The sequence below is a fragment of the Methanothermobacter wolfeii genome (assembly GCF_025397995.1).
Lineage (GTDB): Archaea > Methanobacteriota > Methanobacteria > Methanobacteriales > Methanothermobacteraceae > Methanothermobacter > Methanothermobacter wolfei.
Map to the genome: position 1 here is coordinate 658757 of NZ_CP104550.1, position 17779 is coordinate 676535.

Consider the following 17779-nt stretch of genomic DNA (forward strand, 5'->3'; position numbering starts at 1 on the left):
TTATCGTACTAACTATAAGTGTACATCTAGTACAGGATGATATAAATGAATAAGAGAAATCTATTTCTCCTGTGTGTCCTTGGAGCAGCCTTTATCTTGTCAGGAACATCATCTGCTGCTGATATTTATGTTTCAACAGCAGGTTCTGATGATAATGATGGGCTCTCATGGGATACTCCAAAGGCAACCATAAGGAACGCCACCCTGACCGCATCTTCAGGTGACAGTATCTGGCTCGCAGATGGGGAATACACTGGCGATGACAACAGGGGTATAACCATAGACAGGAACCTCACCCTGACGGGACAGTCAACCACAGGGACGGTTATAAACTGCGGGTACCTTTCAAGGGCCTTTCACTGTTAATGACGGTGTTAGTTTCCTCCTGAGGAACCTCACAGTGAAAAAGGGGTAATGACTCCTATGGCGGAGCCATATTTAACCAAGGCGAGCTCACCGTTGAAAACTGTGTGTTCACCGAGAACACAGGGGACTACGGTGCTGTTATAACCAACTACGGGAACTTCATGAACTACCCTATGGCAGTGATAATCAACAGCCGCTTTGAAAATAACACCATAACCACAGGTACGAGTGGGGGTGCGCTCTACAATGAGATGTTTGCAGAGATGATTGTTGAGGGGTGCACATTCACCAACAACAGTGTCAATAACATTGGCGGCGCCATCTACACATGCTATGAGAGCAACCTTACTGTCAGGAACAGTAAATTCAAGTGGAACCATGCAGAGAACTCAGGTGGAGCAATTCACACTGAGTACGGTGCTTCAACCATAATCGATTCGGTTTTTCATTGAAAACTCAGCCAGTGCTGGGGGTGCAGTTTTCAGTACTGGATATTCCAGTCTCAGTATTATGGGTTCATCCTTCGAATCAAACCATGCAGGGAATGGTGGGGCCATCACTAGCTATGGGAACATCACAGTCAAAGATTCAGCCTTCAACCAGGACACAGCCGATGGATTAGGGGGTTCAGTCTTCCTTTCCCCATACAATGAGGGTGAGGCTGCATATATCTATGGTTCAGTCTTCAATGGCATTTCAGCCCGTTGGGGGGGGCGCTTTATATGGAAGGAGTACCTCAGGAATATTCCATGTGACACTTGTAAACAGCACATTCTCCTCATGCAGGGCACTGTATGGTGGAGCGGTCCTCATGTCTCATGTCACGGCCATCGTGGATGGATGCACCTTCCATGCCAACAGGGCAGATGAGCATGCAGGTGCAGTCAAGAATGACTACGGTAACCTTACAGTGAGGAACAGTAACTTCACAGATAACAGTGCATACTTTGGTGCGGGTGCAGTGGGGAGCTTACACGCGGAACTTGCAGATATAAGGGGCAGTACCTTCACGGGTAACAGCGCAGATACATGGAAACTTGGCTCAGCTGTACTAAGCTACTACACAAGGACTGTGCTTAATTTCTGCCGCATCATAAACAACGCCCATGTTGATGTCTACTGTGAGGCGGGTGAGGGGATTGATGCACGCTACAACTGGTGGGGTAGCAACGTACCTGACTTCACAGAACTCACGGCAAGTGATGTTATATGCGACCCATGGCTGGTTTTGAAGATGAGGGTTGACCCCTCAACTGTTACCGTGGGCGGCAAACCAGTGGTTACAGTAAGCCTCAGAGAGGACAGTGAGGGTGGCATCCACCATACAGGGTTCAGTTTACCTGTTAACTTCTCATCAAGTGCAGGTGTGCTGGATGATGCCCTTATGGTTAATGGGACGGCATCCTCCGTACTCAGGAACCTTAACAGTCCCGGAATGGTCCTTATAACTGCAGTGGTTGATAATCAGATGGTCAACACCACAGTTAATGTCCTAGCAGCTCCTGTAACAGGGATAAGCGTTGGACAGCTTACTGCAGCTGCGGCATGGGTGAATAAATACTATGGACGCTACAGGCAGCTCCCATCATATCTGACAATACAGGCGCGGAGGTACACTATGGCCCAGTTTCTAGACCTCCTTACACGTGGGACCATACAGCTCAATAGTGGCACTCTGAACCCACTAAAACCACGTTCTGTGGGCTACGCTGGAAGTACGGGTATATCAGGGTCCGGTAGGCTGTACCGTGCAGCTTATGTATCAGTGGCTTCAAGCATAAAGGGGTTCATAGACCGCACAGGCAGGGCACCAAGATATGCGACCACAGGCCATGGCAGGTTGAGCTTCATAAGCCTGGTCATTGGTTACAGTAGAATAATTGATTTCTATGGAAGGAATGGAAGGTTACCGGCTTATCTGGTCCTCTAATCCATCCTTTTTATTTTAACTGACTTATTCCTGTTCCTACACACAGAACTTTATGTTGCATTAACAACAGTTGCACTAACAACATTTATATGGTTGGTTCCATCATACACTCCACAGGAGTTGATTATTTGAATCCAAAGATACCACTAAGAGGGCTTCTCTCAATAATCCTCAGGAGCCACAGGGTCTTCATATCAAGGGAACTTGAAGACATGAACCTCACAGACGCCCAAGTGGCATGCATACTTCGCGTAAACCACAGACCTGGAGTCACCCAGGACGAACTGGCCTGGTTCTTCCAGGTGGACAAGGGGACCATAGCAAGGACCATCAGGCGACTGGAAGACAGGGGATTTTTAAATAGAAAACAGGACCCAGATAACAGAAGGAGATACATGCTCAGTCTCACAGAGAAGGGCAGGCAGGCCATACCTATCATAATGGATGCTGAGAGGAAATGGGCAGAACTCCTGTTCAGAAACATGACCATGGAAGAACAGGAAGCATTCATCAGGATGTGCCAGAGGCTTGCAGAGGAGGCAATGGAGATAAGGAGGATTGAAGATGACAGAAGGCGTTAATATAATCAGGGGGGACCCGAGGAGGGCCATCCTGAAGCTCTCAGGCCCAATGATAATAGCGATGCTCCTCACATCCATCTACAACCTTGTGGATGCGGTCTGGGTCGCTGGGCTGGGAGGTGAGGCCCTCGCAGCCATAGGTTTCGTGACACCAGTCTACATGGTCATGGTGGGTTTATCAAATGGTCTCGGTGCAGGGGCCGCCTCCTCGGTATCAAGGTACCTGGGGGCCGGTGACATGGACGCCGTGGACAACAGTGCAACTCACACAGTCATCATAACACTGGCAGTCTCCCTGGTCCTCACACTTATAATAGAGCTGCTCCTGGGCAACATACTACTCTCCCTTGGCGCTGCAGGGGCCTTCAGGGAGGCCCTTGACTATGGTAGCATCGTATTTGCAGGTACAGTGTTCACCCTCTTCACAGGGGCAGCCTACGGTATACTGAGGTCTGAGGGTGATGCCAAGAGGCCCATGTATGCCATGGGGATCTCAGCCGTCCTCAACATGGTCCTTGACCCCATCTTCATATACAATGCAGGCTGGGGTATTGCAGGAGCTGCCTGGGCGACAGTCATATCACAGCTGGTAGTTTCCCTGATAATCATCTACTGGTTCCTCGCCGGGAAAACCTTCACATCCATAGGCAGGGGACGGTTTAAACCTGACAGGAGCATCGCATGGTCAATAATCTCTGTTACAGTCCCTGCAAGTGCAGAGTTCTTCATCATGTCAATGGTCACAGCGGTCATAAACTGGATACTCGTCACTGCAGCAGGTACAAGTGCAGTCGCAGTCTACTCTGCAGGGTGGAGGATAGTTATGATGGCCATAGTGCCTGTCATAGCAGTCGCAACGGCCCTTATAAGTGTATCGGGGTTCGCATACGGGTCAAAGAACTTCAGGAACCTTGAAGTGGCCCATGGATACTCAATAAAGATAGGACTCATCATAGCAGCAGCCACAGCAGGCTTCACCTTCATACTTGCACCATGGATCTCATGGATATTCTCCTACTCCCAGGCCTCCGCGGCCCTCGCACCCAGGATAACCGAGTTCCTGAGGGTCATATGCCTCTTCTACATTTTCCTGCCCCCCGGGATAATGTCAGGGTCAGTGTTTCAGGGGACAGGGAGGGGACTCACATCCCTGGTCCTCTCCTTCATAAGGCAGGTCCTCCTCGTGGTTGTCTTCGCCTACCTCCTGGCAGTCACCCTTGGAATGGGTGAGGCGGGCGTCTGGTGGGGTGTTGTTGCAGGTGATATCGGGGGAAGCCTCATAGCCTATACCTGGGCCCGTGTATTCATCGGGAGGCTTAAAAGGTATGGGATGTTATGATGCCTACACCCCCTCATGATGAGGACCGTAACTCATCAGAAAAATCTATATATTTAGATACATCAATATACTTGCAGTGAAAACCTCAAGGTGATCAGATGAAAGGAGAACAGATAGGCTTATTCGAAAAGTACCTCTCACTCTGGGTGATCCTCTGCATAATCTTCGGGGTGGCAATCGGATACTACATCCCTGCATTCCCCCGCTTCCTCAATAGGTTGCAGTACGCACAGGTATCCCTCCCGGTCGCCGTCCTGATATGGCTCATGATATATCCCATGATGCTCAGGATAGACTTCTCAAGCATACTGAGGGCCACAAGGGAGCTCAGGGGACTCACGGTTACCTGCGGGACCAACTGGCTCATAAAACCCTTCACCATGTACATCATATCATCCTTCTTCCTCCTGGGGGTCTTCTCACAGCTCATACCCCCTGAACTGGGGAGGTAGTACCTTGCAGGGGCGGTGCTCCTGGGCGCGGCACCATGCACCGCCATGGTCTTTGTCTGGAGCAGCCTCACACGGGGTGATGCCGCATACACCCTCGTCCAGGTTGCGGTAAACGACCTCATACTGGTCTTTGCCTACGCACCCATAGTGGCATTCCTCCTGGGGATAGGCGACATAAGGGTGCCCTACGACACCCTCATACTCTCGGTGGTGCTCTTCGTGGTGATACCGCTCACAGCAGGCTACCTCACGAGGAGAAGGCTCCTGTCAACCCGGGGCCCGGAGTACTTCCAGGAGTTCCTGGCTAAATTTGAGAACGTCACCATCACAGGACTGCTCTTGACCCTCATAATAATATTCTCCTTCCAGGGCTCGGTGATAATCCAGAACCCCCTCCACATAGGCCTCATAGCGGTCCCCCTTATAATACAGACCTTCCTCATATTCACCCTGGCCTACCTCTGGGCACGTGCCTGGAGGCTCAGGCACTCGGTCGCGGCACCGGCAGCCATGATAGGTGCAAGTAACTTCTTTGAACTTGCGGTGGCCGTTGCAATATCCCTCTTCGGTTTAAACTCAGGGGCGGCCCTTGCAGCGGTGGTGGGTGTCCTGGTGGAGGTCCCGGTGATGCTGACCCTGGTGAGGATAGCCAACGCAACAAGGAACAAGTTCCCACAGGAATAAACTATTTTTTTTACCCTACAGAAACACCAGCCTGAGAGGTTGCAGGTGATGATACGCAATCAGAATTCAGGCATAATCATTAAAAGGAAAACACGTTCAGATAAAATAAAAAAATAGTGTTATCAGATCCTCTCAGGGCTCAGGCCTCTCCTTGTGAGGTAACCGTTCCACTTGAGGGCTATTTTCCTGTAGTATCTGTCACCGGTTGCAAGGTAGACCCTGTTTGAAAGGTTAACGTGCAGCCTGTGGTATGCTGTGCTTGCAGGCCAGGCCGGCCTGTAGTACCTCCCGCTAACCGCATAATAGGTCCAGCTGCCACTGTCATACTTCCAGTGCATCCTCCTGAAGGTTGAAACACCATCCCTGAAGAGCAACAGAGCCCTTGGATTTCCTGTGAACCTGTATGCCCTCTGGAGTCCCAGTGTACAGATGAGGTGGGCGTTCAGTATATAGTGTTCCCTGAGGAAGTTATAGTGAAGGTAGAAGTTCCCGTACTTCGTGGATTTAACAAGGCCCGTAGGGGCGCGGAAGCTGTTAATGAGTGAATTTGAGATGTCAAGGCACTCCCTTTTTCCTGTGAGGTTGTAGGCCTGTGCATAGTGACCTGCCATGTTGCCCTGTGAAAAGCTGTCAAGCCAGCCTATAGCCGCACCACTGTAGTCAAAGTACATGGGGAAGACGGCGTAGCGCATACCGTTATAGGTCCTGAAGGTCAGTGTCAGTTTCTGCTCATCAAGGATCTCAAGGAACTCCTTCCCGGTGCTTGCAGCTGCAAGGTTTGATGTTTTCACCGGATAAATGTTCCAGCCCTTGTTCTTATAGTATGTGAACGGCAGGCTTGATTTGTAGTCTGAGGGGAAGTTCCTGTAGTAGGATGAACTGTTCCTGAATACGATGGCCGTGTAACTGTTTGATGGAGGGAGGCTGTGTGAGAAGTAGGCGTTGTTTGCCTGGATGGTCTTGATTTCAAGTATCTTCTCATCAGTCCTGAGGGGCCTTTTACTCTTGATGTTTGAGAAGACCCTGACGGCGTATCCTGCATCAACGTAGGCCTGTAGTAGCGTTTATCACCCGTTTTTCTGTACTTACTGTAGAGAGTGTTCTTATAGCCCTGTTTTTTGCAAGGGCCTCACTGAGAAGTTCACTGTAATTGTCGAGATAGTATGATCTGTTGAGGTGATTCTCGAGTCGGGGCCTTTCATTCTTAACTTCCAGGGAGGCTGTGGAGTCCACAGTCACATTCCCTGCAGTACCATCCTCTCCGTAGCATGAGGCCGTGGCCATGAAGGTGAGGAGTGCCATGGTTAGAAGGAGAAAAATATATGGTTTCATATTATCACCCATATAATACATGTTTCTTTGGTTTATATTAATGCACCCCATCACCGAATAATTTATATATGGAGTCAACCAAATGAAAGTCAAATGTTTATCTTCACAGTTATGGTGTTATCATGTTCGTGTCAATAGTAATACCGGCCCTCAATGAGGAGGGCGTCGTTGGGAGGACGATAAGATCCGTCCCAGTGGAGAAGATCAGGGAGATGGGATACGATGTTGAGATACTGGTCGTTGACAATGCCTCAGAGGATGGAACGGCCAGGGAGGCCCTTGATGCAGGAGCACGGGTTGTCAGGGAGGATAAAAGGGGATATGGAAACGCATACAAGAGGGGGTTCAGAGAGGCCAGGGGCGATATTCTGGTGATGGGTGACGCTGACCTCACTTACCCTTTTGAGATGATCCCTGACTTCCTAAGGGAGATAGAGAATGGCTACGACTTTGTAATCGGGGATCGGATGAATGGTATGATGGAGGATGGTGCCATGTCAGCCCTCCACAGGTACGTAGGAAATCCTATCCTCTCAAGGATGCTCAACATACTCTTCAGGAACAATATAAGGGACACCCACTGTGGTATGAGGGCCTTCAGAAGGAAGGCGCTTGACAGGATGGAACTAAGGGCTCCTGGAATGGAATTCGCCATAGAGATGGTAATCGAAGCCTCTGAGAAGAACCTGAAGATCAAGCAGATACCCATACCCTACAGGCAGAGGAGGGGTGGTGAGACCAAGCTCCACTCCTTCAAGGATGGGTGGAGGCACATAGAATATATGCTCAGGAGGAAGTTCCTCAGGGGTTCACTTTACTAGGTGTTTAATTTGAGGACGGTATCGATTGTTATACCCATGAGGAATGAGGCAGATATTCTTGAAAGATGCCTCCATGCAATGGAGGAACTGGATTATCCTAGAGACCTCCTTGAGATTGTGATTGTGAATGATGGTTCAACAGATAACACTGCTGAGTTAATAGAGAAGGGATCATGGTCCTTCAACTACCAGTACATTGAAACAGATGGCGTGGGCGTTTCAAGGGCACGTGACATGGGCTTCAGGAGTGCTAGGGGAGAGTTCATAGCATTCACAGACGCTGACTGTGTTGTGGAGAAGGACTGGCTCATGAAACTATTTGAACCCTTTGATGATGATGTTGCTGCAGTTGGAGGACCCAACCTAACACCTGAGGATGATACTCCCTTTGCAAGGTGCGTTGGACTTGTACTCTCATTTCTGAGCAAAGCAGGTCCAAGGTATGCCTATGAGGGGGGAGAGGTAAGGGAGGTCCACCATAACCCCACATGTAATGTGATGTACCGTAAATTTGTCCTCGAGGAGGTCGGTGGCTTCAACCATGATCTTATAACAACCGATGATGAGGAACTGGATTACAGGATAAGAAAAAAGGGTTACAGGATTCTGTACACACCCCATGCGAGAGTCTGGCATTATAGACGCCAGAACTGGAAGCGCTTCATGACAATGGCCTACACATACGGCCTGGGGAGGATGCAGTCAACAAAGATCCACCCTGATATGGCAAGATGGTTCCACTTTGCACCAGTATTCCTAATCCTGGCCCTGGCTCTCCTTACAGTACTATCCATTGTAGATACAGTCTTTCTCGCCTTCTTAATCATGTTAACAGCTCTTTATGTTCTGGGCACAGTTCTTGTATCATTGATTTACACGAGGGGGTTTACCTGCAGTAAGATGACTTTTTTCATGCTTATTAACCTGTGGATACTCTTATATGGAGCTGGAATGATAAGAGGTGTTTTCAAGTGAAGGTTTATCTTTTAAATCCACCATACATGCCCCATTTTGGACGTGGCATGAGATGGCAGGACACGGGCCGTGGCGGCACATTATATTATCCTATATGGTTATCATACGCTGCCGCAAACCTTATGGAGGACCATGAAATTAAACTGGTGGATGCACCTGCCTGGGACTGGGACAGGGATGATGTTCTCAGGGATGTTGAAAAGTTCGCCCCGGATCTCCTTGTGATTGATAGTAGCTTTCCAAGTTTAAATAATGATATAGGGGTGGCTGAATTTATAAAGGACTACTATGAATGTAAAACAGTCTTTGTGGGTCCACCAGGGTCTCAATTTGCAGATAAAATACTTGAAAGCGATGCTGTGGATATTGTAACAAGATATGAATATGATTTCACCCTAAAAGAACTTGCAGGGGTACTTGAACATTCAAATGAACTTGACGGTGTTAATGGCATATCCTATAAGGATGATGGGAGAATACACCACAACCCTGAAAGGAATCTGAGTTCATCTGAGGACCTTGATGATATCCCCTTTGTATCCCGGGTCTATAAGAAGTTCCTGAATATAAAGGATTACTTTCTTGGAAGTTCACTATATCCTGAGGTCCAGATTTTCACTGGGAGGGGCTGTCCCTTTCAGTGCACATTCTGTTCATGGCCACAAACCCTTATGGGAAGAAAGTATCGTGTGAGAAGTATCGAGAACGTGGTTGATGAACTTGAATGGATCGAAAGAAACCTCCCAGAGGTGAAGGAGGTCTTCTTTGAGGATGACACCTTCACCATTAACAGGGAGAGGGTCCTTGAGTTTTGCAGGGAGTATCTTGAGAGGGATCTTAGGGTAACATGGGCCTGCAATGCAAGGGTTGGACTGGATTACGATACTATGAAGGCCATGAAGGAGGCTAACTGCAGATTACTTATAACTGGATTTGAGTCGGGTAATGATGATATACTTAAAAGGATAAGGAAGGGCATCACAGTTGAGGATATAAGGCAGTTTGCGGAGGATGCCAGGCGCGCAGGGCTCCTCGTCCATGGAGACTTTATTATAGGGCTTCCTGGAGAAACACATGAGACAATCAGGAACACCAAGAAGTTGATAGGGGAGATTAAACCTGACATCCTCCAGGTATCTGTTGCATCCCCTTTCCCGGGTACAGAGTTCTATGCCTGGTGTATTGAGAATGGCTATCTTCTAACGGATGATCCCAACGAATACCTTGATGAGAACGGACACCAAAAATCAATTATAAGGTATCCTGAGCTTACTGAGGATGAGATAACAGAGGAAGTTAATGATATACTACGTAATTATTATCTCTCACCGGGCTATGTTGTAACAGCCCTCAGACAGGTTCTGAGAAAAAATGGACTTGCGGAGCTGAGGAGATTAATTTATTCAGCAAGGATGTTCCTTAAATATCTCGGAGGGTACTCATGAACATACTGATGATTTCCCCCTATTTTTATCCGGATGGAGGAGGGGCTGAATTCTATATGTACAAGATTGCCGAGAAACTTTCAGCCAAACATGATATAACGGTTCTATGCACATCCAATGAGAGAAAACACCCTCTCGATGATGATAAAATCCAGATAAACACTTTAAGGTCTGATTTTAAAGTCTCAACGACACCCATAAAGTTAACTCTCGCTAAGGATATCGTATCATACATCAGAGATAATGATTTTGATATATGTAATATTAACTATTATCTTCCATTTTTTCCAGATATGGCTGCCATAGCATGCAAAATCTGCAATCTGCCATCCGTCATTACATGGCACAATGATGTCTACGCTGACGGGTTAATGAAAGTATTTTCTACACTTTATAATCACACATTTAATAAGATCACATTAAATATAGTGGACAAAGTAATAACACCTTCTCCATACTCCTATAATGAATCAGATTTTCTAAAGGGACTAAATGACAAAACTGTTTGGATACCCCCAGGTGTCGATTTAGAGAAATACGATGATGCTCCAGTAATAAATATAAGAGAGAAGTGGAGAATACCCTATGACCATCATATAATACTTTTTGTTGGAGTTATGAACAGAGCAACTACTCATAAAGGAGTTGAAATTCTTTTAAGGGCTTTTCAGAAAATCTATAATGAAAAAAAAGCCGTGCTTGTAATGGTAGGTAAAGGCGACATGATCGACTATTATAAAGGCTGTTGTGAAAAGCTTGGAATAAAGGATAATCTTTCTGAAAAGGAAATTGCAGAAAGTATATCAATGCATCTCAATGGTGGAAATAGCTTAAGAAGATCTTGTATCGAGAACGGCAGGAAATATGACTGGGAAAGGATAACTTCGATGGTTGAGTCATTTTATATAAGTATTTTATGATTAAAAGATTGTTTTTTATAAGTTTTATTTCATGTAATAGAGGAGGAATAGTATGAAAGTTGCTTTAATTAATAATTCACCAAATAACATTGCAACAGGCAGATATATTTTTTCGCTTTATAGATCACTAAATAAACTAAATAAAAAAAACACAGTGTTTGATCATTTTCTTTTTGATAATGAACGAAAAGCCTTGTGTAAATTGAATGGCGAGGAAAAAGTCATTGTTAAATTAAGAAAAATACCTTTCTTGGAAAATGAAAAATTTATATGGTCTGAATTTTTGTTTGACTGCAGAGCTGCAAGGTTTATTCCCAGCTTTTATGATATTTATCATATTTCTTCTCAAGATTTATCTGTTCTGACATATTATAAACGTTTTTCATCTAAAAAAACCGTTATAACTGTCCATGACCTTTTTTATGCCACGCATCCTGATAACATTTTCAGGAAGATCATTAGCATGCCTTTATATAAGGGTATTACAGGGGCTGATGCAATTATCACAGTTTCGAATTATACAAAAAACCAATTAGTGAAAAATTGGAACATTTCACATGAAAATATCTTCACAACTTATTTAGGAGTAGATCGAGACACTTTCAGAAAGACCAATGAATATGATTGCTTATATGATAAATATGGATTAAAAAGAAATTGCAGATACATATTGCATATTGGAAGTGATGTGGGAAGGAAAAACGTTGGAACATTAATCAGGTCTTTTTATAAACTGAAAAATGAGTTTAATGATGTTGATGATGTGGTACTTATAAAGATAAACAAACTAAGTAATAGAAACATTGTACTGATAAATAAGCTAGATTTAAATAACGATATTAGGGTACTAGATCACGTTTCTGAATACGAACTCCCACTATTCTATAATTTCGCTGATGTATTCGTCTTTCCATCAATAGCCGAGGGCTTTGGGTTCCCACCCCTTGAAGCAATGTCCTGTGGAACTCCCGTTGTGGCATCTAATAGTACGGCGATCCCTGAAGTTGTTGGTGATGGTGGAATAATGGTTGACCCTTATGATGTTGATGGATTCGCATCTGCAATATACGAGCTTTTAAATAATAAGAATCTAAGGACCAAAATGATAAAAAGGGCTCTAAGACAATCAAAAAAGTTTACGTGGGATCGGTGTGCAGATGAAACCTTTAAAGTATATGAACATCTTAAAGCCGCCTAATACAAAGGTGGTGATGATCGAATTAAGGTGTTAAGTTTTTAATTAAGGGGGATTAAAGTGAAGATATGTATCATTTCAAGCCTTTATAAACCCACTATCATTGGCGGTGCCGAGGTGGTTGCAGAGAAAACCGCAAGGGAACTTCAGAGAAGGGGACATGAGGTTTTTGTGGTTACTACCAACCATCACTCGAAGACAGAGGAGGTTGATGTGGATGACATTAAAACATATCGCATACCCCTTAATATATACAGTATCTACAATCTTTCAGATCAGAGTATTATTAAGAAGCTTTTATGGCATCTGATTGACTTATGGAACCCCTCAGCATACCTTAAATTGAAAGATATTCTTAAGGAGGAAAAACCAGATATTATCCATATACATAATTTCAAGGGTTTTTCAGGGGCGGCATTTTCAGCTGCTAAAAAATTAGATGTTCCTGTTGTTTTCACGGTACATGATTACTCAGTTTACTGTGTGAGGGCGAATTTACTTAAAGGTGATGGGAGCATATGCACTGAACCAAGAATACCTTGTAGGTTCTATAAGGAGGTGAATTCATTTTTCATAGATAAGATACCGGACTTTGTAATATCCCCTTCAAAGTCTTTGATTGATAAATTAAAGTCTCAGGGGTTTTTCAGGGACTCTGAGATTGCTGTGATACCTAATCCTGTTGAAAAAGATCCTGAGATCATAGAGAAGGATTATATCACAATTGATATCCTCTATGTTGGAGCATTATCTAAACATAAAGGTGTAGATGTCCTGATAAGGGCTTTCAGGGAACTTGGGGATGATAACATAAGGCTCCATATCGTGGGGCGAGGTCCTGATGAGAATAAACTGAAGGCACTCCACGGAGACGATGAGAGAATAATTTTTCATGGATTCCTTGAGGGTGAAGAGCTCAGTGGAATGTATGGTAAGGCTAATGTAACTGTTGTTCCTTCAGTATGGTATGAGAATTCGCCGATGGTTGTATATGAAAGCTTTGCCCATTCAACACCCGTAATTGGAAGCAATATTGGGGGGATCCCTGAACTTGTCAGTGAAGGTTGCAACGGCTTTCTGTTTGAGCCGGGAGATAAAGATGAGCTTAAGAGTACACTTAAAAGACTCGTAGAGGATCCTTCTATATTAAAGGAATTCGAAAAAAATGCACATGAAAGTGCAAAAAAGTACACAATAAAGGAACACCTAGAAAAACTTGAAAGGATTTACAGGGGATTACTATGAGAAAGGATGTTATTTATTTCATTCTTCTACTTCTAATCACAGATATAGCAGTTCTTATGAACATTCCACTCCTAAGACAGTCGTTACCATTCATATTTTTTAGTCTTGTCCCTGGCTATCTTTTAATTAGGGTAATGGGGCTTAAACTTGAATTACTTGAAAAAAGCCTTCTATCCGTTGGTTTAAGTCTATTTCTACTCATTTTCACCGGGCTACTGCTTAACATGACCTATCCATTAATCCCACGACCTATTTCCCTGTTACCACTTCTTGCATCTCTGAATATACTTATAGCAATCCTTTTAATAGGGTACCGCTTCAGGACGGACGGCAGGTTGACCCATGATTTTGATTTAAAGGAGGGGATCCTTTCACCAGCATTAGTCTCCTTCATGTTTCCAGTCATAACAGTCCTCGGGTCATACCTCATGAACACTTATTCCATCAATATGCTTCTACTAGGAGTCCTGCTCTCAATACCTCTTTATATCATATTCTTGACCCTCCTGAAGGAGAGGTCACATCATTTAACATACCCCTTCGCTCTCTTTAATATAGCCTTGTCGCTCCTGATTATGAACGGTCTCCCATCAAATTACGTTATAGGGAGGGACATCCATATTGAGTATTACCTCTTTAGGTCAGTCCTCATGAATGGCCACTGGGTGTTTTCAGGTACAATAAATGATGCATATAACGCCTGTTTAAGTGTAACCATACTACCTGCTGTTTACAGGTTCATCCTGAATGTACCTGCCCCATACATTTTCAAGTTTTACTATGGCTTCCTTGGAGCAGTAATGCCCCTTGCAGTTTACTTCATCAGTCAGAGGGTCCTTAAGGACAGGAACATGGCATTTTATGCTTCTCTGCTCTTCATATTCCAGTTTTCATTCATTTATATCCTTGGATGGTGCAGGCAGGTTATAGCACTCATATTTTTCTCTCTTGCAATAATGGTGTTGACTTCAGACCTTAAGAGGTCATATAAGAAGCTTTTATTCATAATATTCATGATATCAACGGTCTTCTCTCATTACACAACAGCCTATGTGTTTGCAATTTTAACCTTCATGATTCCGCCGGTAGTATGGGTCCTTAAAAGGTTTTCATTTGGAAAACCAAAGAGGAGCTACTTTTTTGGAGCTTCAGTAGCTGTTCTGTTTTTTGTGGTTATATTTGCATGGAATGCCCAGGCAACGGGAGCTTCTTTTAATGATGCTGTCACCTTCTTTGAAAGAACAATCTCAAGCATGGGGAACTTTTTCTCCGAAGACATGAGAAATAACAGTGAGCTCTCAGTAGTGGGTATAGGTATAGCACAGATTCCAAATCTCCTCAGTACGGTTATACATGATTTGATTTTTCTCCTGATAGGTATCGGGGCTTTAAGTTTAATCTTTAAAGGAAGGGATGATGTGAGTCAGGAATACACGGCCGCTGTAATGATTTCCCTGGGACTACTTGCATCGTTTATCATCTTACCATTTGTATCAAAGGGTTATGGTGGCACGAGATTATTCACACAAATGTTAGTTTTCCTTGCGCCTTTATTTATAATTGGTGTTGAAAGTTTAAGGGATATTTTAAGGCGTAAAGTGCCAGATACACCCTTAATTCTGGTTCTCCTATTAATCCTTTTTTCATCTGTCACATACTTGAATTACCACTTTGCTGGTATTCCCTATTCTTATGCATATGATAGTGGAGGTGAGAGACGATATGAAACATTTATTTATGATAGTGAGGTTACTGGTGCAAAATGGCTTTCAGTTCATGGGGCTAATAAAACCATAAACACGGATGCATTTGGTTCTTCAAGGATACTTAAGGGGTTTTACACCAATCCCAAATTGAACATTGAATATTTTAAGAATAAAAGAACTGAAAATGGATATGTTTATCTCCGTTGGACGAATGTTAATAAGGGCCTCGTATTTCTGGATCCACCCCTGGCAGCCCCAAGGTTTATTAAAGGAAAGTTAAAGATGGATAATGTTGAGCGAATAGATGAATACAGAAATATCCTTTCTTATAAAAACAGAATTTATGATAATGGTGGCGTATTTATCTTAGGTGATATTTAATGATTTTAGTTAAATTAACTTCTACTATTTAAAGATGACAATATTATGGAGAATAATCTATAAAAAATAGGCGTGATTAATGTTGGTGCAGTGAGATTAAAAATTCTGCTCTTCACTATACAACTGTCCTAAAAATATGAAGTTGGTGAAAAATTGAAGAAGATTTTGATTGTCGATCCATTTAAACTTTACCACCAAAAAAAGAGTGGAATATACACCGCATTGGATTCTTATATAAAAGTTTTCGATGAACTTGGTTATAAAGGAGTGGTTGTTGATGAGGATCTGATTAATACTAGACTTCTCAAAAAATATGATGTGATTCAGGTTAATGGACCGGTAGGGTTTAGAACATTATTTAAAATATGGCGCAGTAAAGTAACTGCATTTTTAACATTGCATGGTGGGTCATTCAAGAACCTTTTAATCAATTAAAGATAAAATTAATTTTGGCGAGAAATAAAATTTCATTTGATTTTAATATTTTAAGTTCTCTGAAAAATGAAAAATTGACCTCTCCGATGATAATGTCGTTTTTGTTGCCTTTAATGGGTATAATAGGTTCTTATATTATGAGAACTTACCATAGTCCTTTATTTAATATTTTTTTGATGATGTTGGTAATAGTTTATGCTATTTCTTTGATCACGATCTTTCGCGGAAGTATTTCATCACTAACCTATACAACCGCCATATTTAATATTAGTCTGAGTATGGCTTTGGTGGTGTCTTTATATTCAGAATATATATGGGTATTCAATGATGCAATGCTTGAATACTATCTGGGTAATTTAACACTTAAAATGGGATATTGGTCTATTTCAAATTATGCGGGTGCATATAATTCTTGTTTAAGTATTACAATATTTCCAGCGATCTATTCATTATTGAGCGGATTATCTGTGAATTGTATCTTTAAATTAATGCAATGTGGTCTCTTTTTACTTCCTATTATAGTTTTCAATATTTTTAGGGAATATGGTGGTAGAAGAGCCTTAATAGCTGCAATTTTATTTGCATCTCAGCAGCCATTTCTGTGGGATATGCCGACACATTTAAGAACTGCGATGGCAGTCTTCTTCTTTGCGCTGGCGGTGATGGTCTTGTTAAATAATAGGATCATGGGGTGGAAGAAGGCTCTTCTATTTTTAATATTCTCAATTCTGATAATATTCTCACATTACTCAACGGCTTATCTAACTTTTTTCATATTTTTGTTCTCTTCAATATTATTGTTCTTCAAGGAGGAGAATAATTCAAATCTTACGATAGGTTTCAGTGTTCTGTTTTTCACGGTTTTATTTCTATGGTTCGGCCAGGTTACTAGGGTCCCGTTCATTGCAGGAGTTGAGTTCTTTAGGAATACTATTGCTAGTCTTACAAAATTTTTTGTAATGGATTATAGAGGTGGAACTGTTACTACAGCATTTGGTGTTGGGGTTAAGTATGTTTCACAGTTTGTGAGAATTATTAGTCACTATTTGTCTCTTGGTTTCATTGCCATAGGTATTGTGGATGCACTTCGGAAAAGATATTCAGAGCATTTAAATGCTAATCTTATTTGTTTATCCTTTGTCGGTCTATTTATCCTTTTTTTATCTGTTGTACTTCCCTATGTCACGAAGGGTTATGATGTGGAAAGGTTATTTTACCATATTCTCATATTCACTGCGATTTTCTTTGTTTTTGGGGGGGGGGGAATTTATTGCAGAAAAATTCTTTAGAGTTTTTAATAGAGGATCTTTAGTCCAGTGGAGAGTATTAATACTTTCTTCAGTACTTTTTTTACAGTTTATTGCTGGGACTTCCCTCGTTTACAGTTTAGGTGATGCTCCAGGGCGTGCATTTCCAGAATTTTCTGAAAAGACCGTGCTTGATGCGGGTACGGTCTACAAAAGCGACGTTTACAGTGCCTTATGGGTATTGCATTTTGGTGATGAAAAGAAGGTTGTGCTCTTTGATAATATTGGAGATCACAAGTTCCTTTTTTCAGTATGTTCGTTTGGTAAAGGATTTTCTACTGGGAATTTTAAAATGAGCTTTTTCACGGAGGAAATATTCACAGCAAAAAAATTTAGAATTCTTAACTATACAAGTCCTTCTGGAATAAACAATTACTATGGATATCTGTCCAGATATAATGTTTTAAATAAAAAAATAATTTTAGATTCTTCTCTAGAAAACGACACGCTCCTAAATACTATAAATAGAATTGCTAAGTCAAATGTTATTTATGATAACGGTTACTCTAAGATACTATCAAAATAATGATACTAAAATGTATAACAATTGGAGGCCATATTATGACTAAAATACTCATAACGAATACGAACTGTTCATGGAATAAGGGATCTGTAGCGCAGGTTGTAGGTACAGTTAAGACCTCAAAAAGGTTAATAGCCGAGCC

17 protein-coding genes and 1 pseudogene are annotated in these 17779 nt (G+C 42.7%); 16 read left to right on the forward strand and 2 right to left on the reverse strand.

Annotated features, from left to right (window positions below; genetic code table 11):
- Positions 1-45 precede the first annotated feature (45 nt).
- The 6 genes and pseudogenes from N5910_RS03735 to arsB all read left to right on the forward strand — a co-directional run bounded on the left by N5910_RS03735 (position 46) and on the right by arsB (position 5352).
- Positions 46-366: a hypothetical protein gene (locus N5910_RS03735; protein ID WP_261599792.1), complete on the forward strand. Its 321-nt coding sequence runs from the start codon at positions 46-48 to the stop codon at positions 364-366.
- Positions 367-470: 104 nt separating this feature from the next.
- The gene (locus N5910_RS03740) at positions 471-818 is read left to right on the forward strand and encodes a hypothetical protein (RefSeq protein ID WP_261599793.1); all 348 of its coding nucleotides are present in this window, start codon (positions 471-473) and stop codon (positions 816-818) included.
- A gap of 299 nt (positions 819-1117) precedes the next feature.
- Positions 1118-2296 carry a hypothetical protein gene (locus N5910_RS03745; RefSeq protein ID WP_261599794.1) on the forward strand — a complete coding sequence of 393 codons (1179 nt, stop codon included), beginning with the start codon at positions 1118-1120 and terminating at the stop codon, positions 2294-2296.
- Between the two features lie 128 nt (positions 2297-2424).
- Positions 2425-2877, forward strand: coding sequence for a MarR family winged helix-turn-helix transcriptional regulator (locus tag N5910_RS03750; RefSeq protein ID WP_238337978.1), 453 nt, complete (start codon positions 2425-2427; stop codon positions 2875-2877).
- The gene (locus N5910_RS03755; RefSeq protein ID WP_074358782.1) at positions 2861-4216 is read left to right on the forward strand and encodes an MATE family efflux transporter; all 1356 of its coding nucleotides are present in this window, start codon (positions 2861-2863) and stop codon (positions 4214-4216) included. Before N5910_RS03750 ends, N5910_RS03755 begins: the two co-directional genes overlap by 17 nt.
- A 281-nt stretch (positions 4217-4497) precedes the next feature.
- A pseudogene (arsB, locus tag N5910_RS03760) lies at positions 4498-5352 on the forward strand (ACR3 family arsenite efflux transporter).
- A 122-nt stretch (positions 5353-5474) separates the two neighbouring features.
- Here arsB and N5910_RS03765 read toward each other — a convergent pair.
- Together N5910_RS03765 and N5910_RS03770 are read right to left on the reverse strand one after the other, a co-directional pair.
- Positions 5475-6143 carry a D-glucuronyl C5-epimerase family protein gene (locus N5910_RS03765; RefSeq protein WP_261599795.1) on the reverse strand — a complete coding sequence of 223 codons (669 nt, stop codon included), beginning with the start codon at positions 6141-6143 and terminating at the stop codon, positions 5475-5477.
- 250 nt (positions 6144-6393) lie between these two features.
- Entirely contained in the window at positions 6394-6684 is a 291-nt protein-coding gene (locus tag N5910_RS03770; protein ID WP_261599796.1) for a hypothetical protein, read from the reverse strand.
- A gap of 122 nt (positions 6685-6806) precedes the next feature.
- Here N5910_RS03770 and N5910_RS03775 point away from each other — a divergent pair, with 122 nt between their 5' ends.
- The 10 genes from N5910_RS03775 (at position 6807) to N5910_RS03820 (ending at position 17640) form a co-directional block, all read left to right on the forward strand.
- Positions 6807-7505, forward strand: coding sequence for a glycosyltransferase family 2 protein (locus N5910_RS03775; RefSeq protein ID WP_074358784.1), 699 nt, complete (start codon positions 6807-6809; stop codon positions 7503-7505).
- A gap of 9 nt (positions 7506-7514) precedes the next feature.
- Positions 7515-8480, forward strand: coding sequence for a glycosyltransferase (locus N5910_RS03780; protein ID WP_261599797.1), 966 nt, complete (start codon positions 7515-7517; stop codon positions 8478-8480).
- Complete coding sequence (locus tag N5910_RS03785) at positions 8477-9925, forward strand: radical SAM protein (protein WP_261599798.1); 1449 nt, start codon at positions 8477-8479, stop codon at positions 9923-9925. Before N5910_RS03780 ends, N5910_RS03785 begins: the two co-directional genes overlap by 4 nt.
- A complete protein-coding gene (locus N5910_RS03790; protein WP_261599799.1) occupies positions 9922-10845 on the forward strand; it encodes a glycosyltransferase in 924 nt (307 codons plus the stop codon). The genes N5910_RS03785 and N5910_RS03790 overlap by 4 nt, the downstream gene beginning before the upstream one ends.
- Before the next feature lie 52 nt (positions 10846-10897).
- Positions 10898-12043 (forward strand): glycosyltransferase family 4 protein, encoded by a 1146-nt coding sequence (locus tag N5910_RS03795; RefSeq protein ID WP_261599800.1) that lies wholly within the window; start codon positions 10898-10900, stop codon positions 12041-12043.
- 57 nt (positions 12044-12100) lie between these two features.
- On the forward strand, positions 12101-13285 hold the full coding sequence (locus N5910_RS03800) for a glycosyltransferase family 4 protein (RefSeq protein WP_261599801.1): 1185 nt from the start codon (positions 12101-12103) through the stop codon (positions 13283-13285).
- Complete coding sequence (locus N5910_RS03805; protein WP_261599802.1) at positions 13282-15372, forward strand: DUF2206 domain-containing protein; 2091 nt, start codon at positions 13282-13284, stop codon at positions 15370-15372. Before N5910_RS03800 ends, N5910_RS03805 begins: the two co-directional genes overlap by 4 nt.
- 153 nt (positions 15373-15525) lie before the next feature.
- Positions 15526-15807, forward strand: a complete 282-nt coding sequence (locus tag N5910_RS03810) for a hypothetical protein (RefSeq protein ID WP_261599803.1) — start codon at positions 15526-15528, stop codon at positions 15805-15807.
- A 278-nt stretch (positions 15808-16085) separates the two neighbouring features.
- On the forward strand, positions 16086-17096 hold the full coding sequence (locus N5910_RS03815) for a DUF2206 domain-containing protein (RefSeq protein ID WP_261599804.1): 1011 nt from the start codon (positions 16086-16088) through the stop codon (positions 17094-17096).
- Complete coding sequence (locus N5910_RS03820; protein WP_261599805.1) at positions 17059-17640, forward strand: hypothetical protein; 582 nt, start codon at positions 17059-17061, stop codon at positions 17638-17640. The genes N5910_RS03815 and N5910_RS03820 overlap by 38 nt, the downstream gene beginning before the upstream one ends.
- Positions 17641-17779 lie beyond the last annotated feature (139 nt).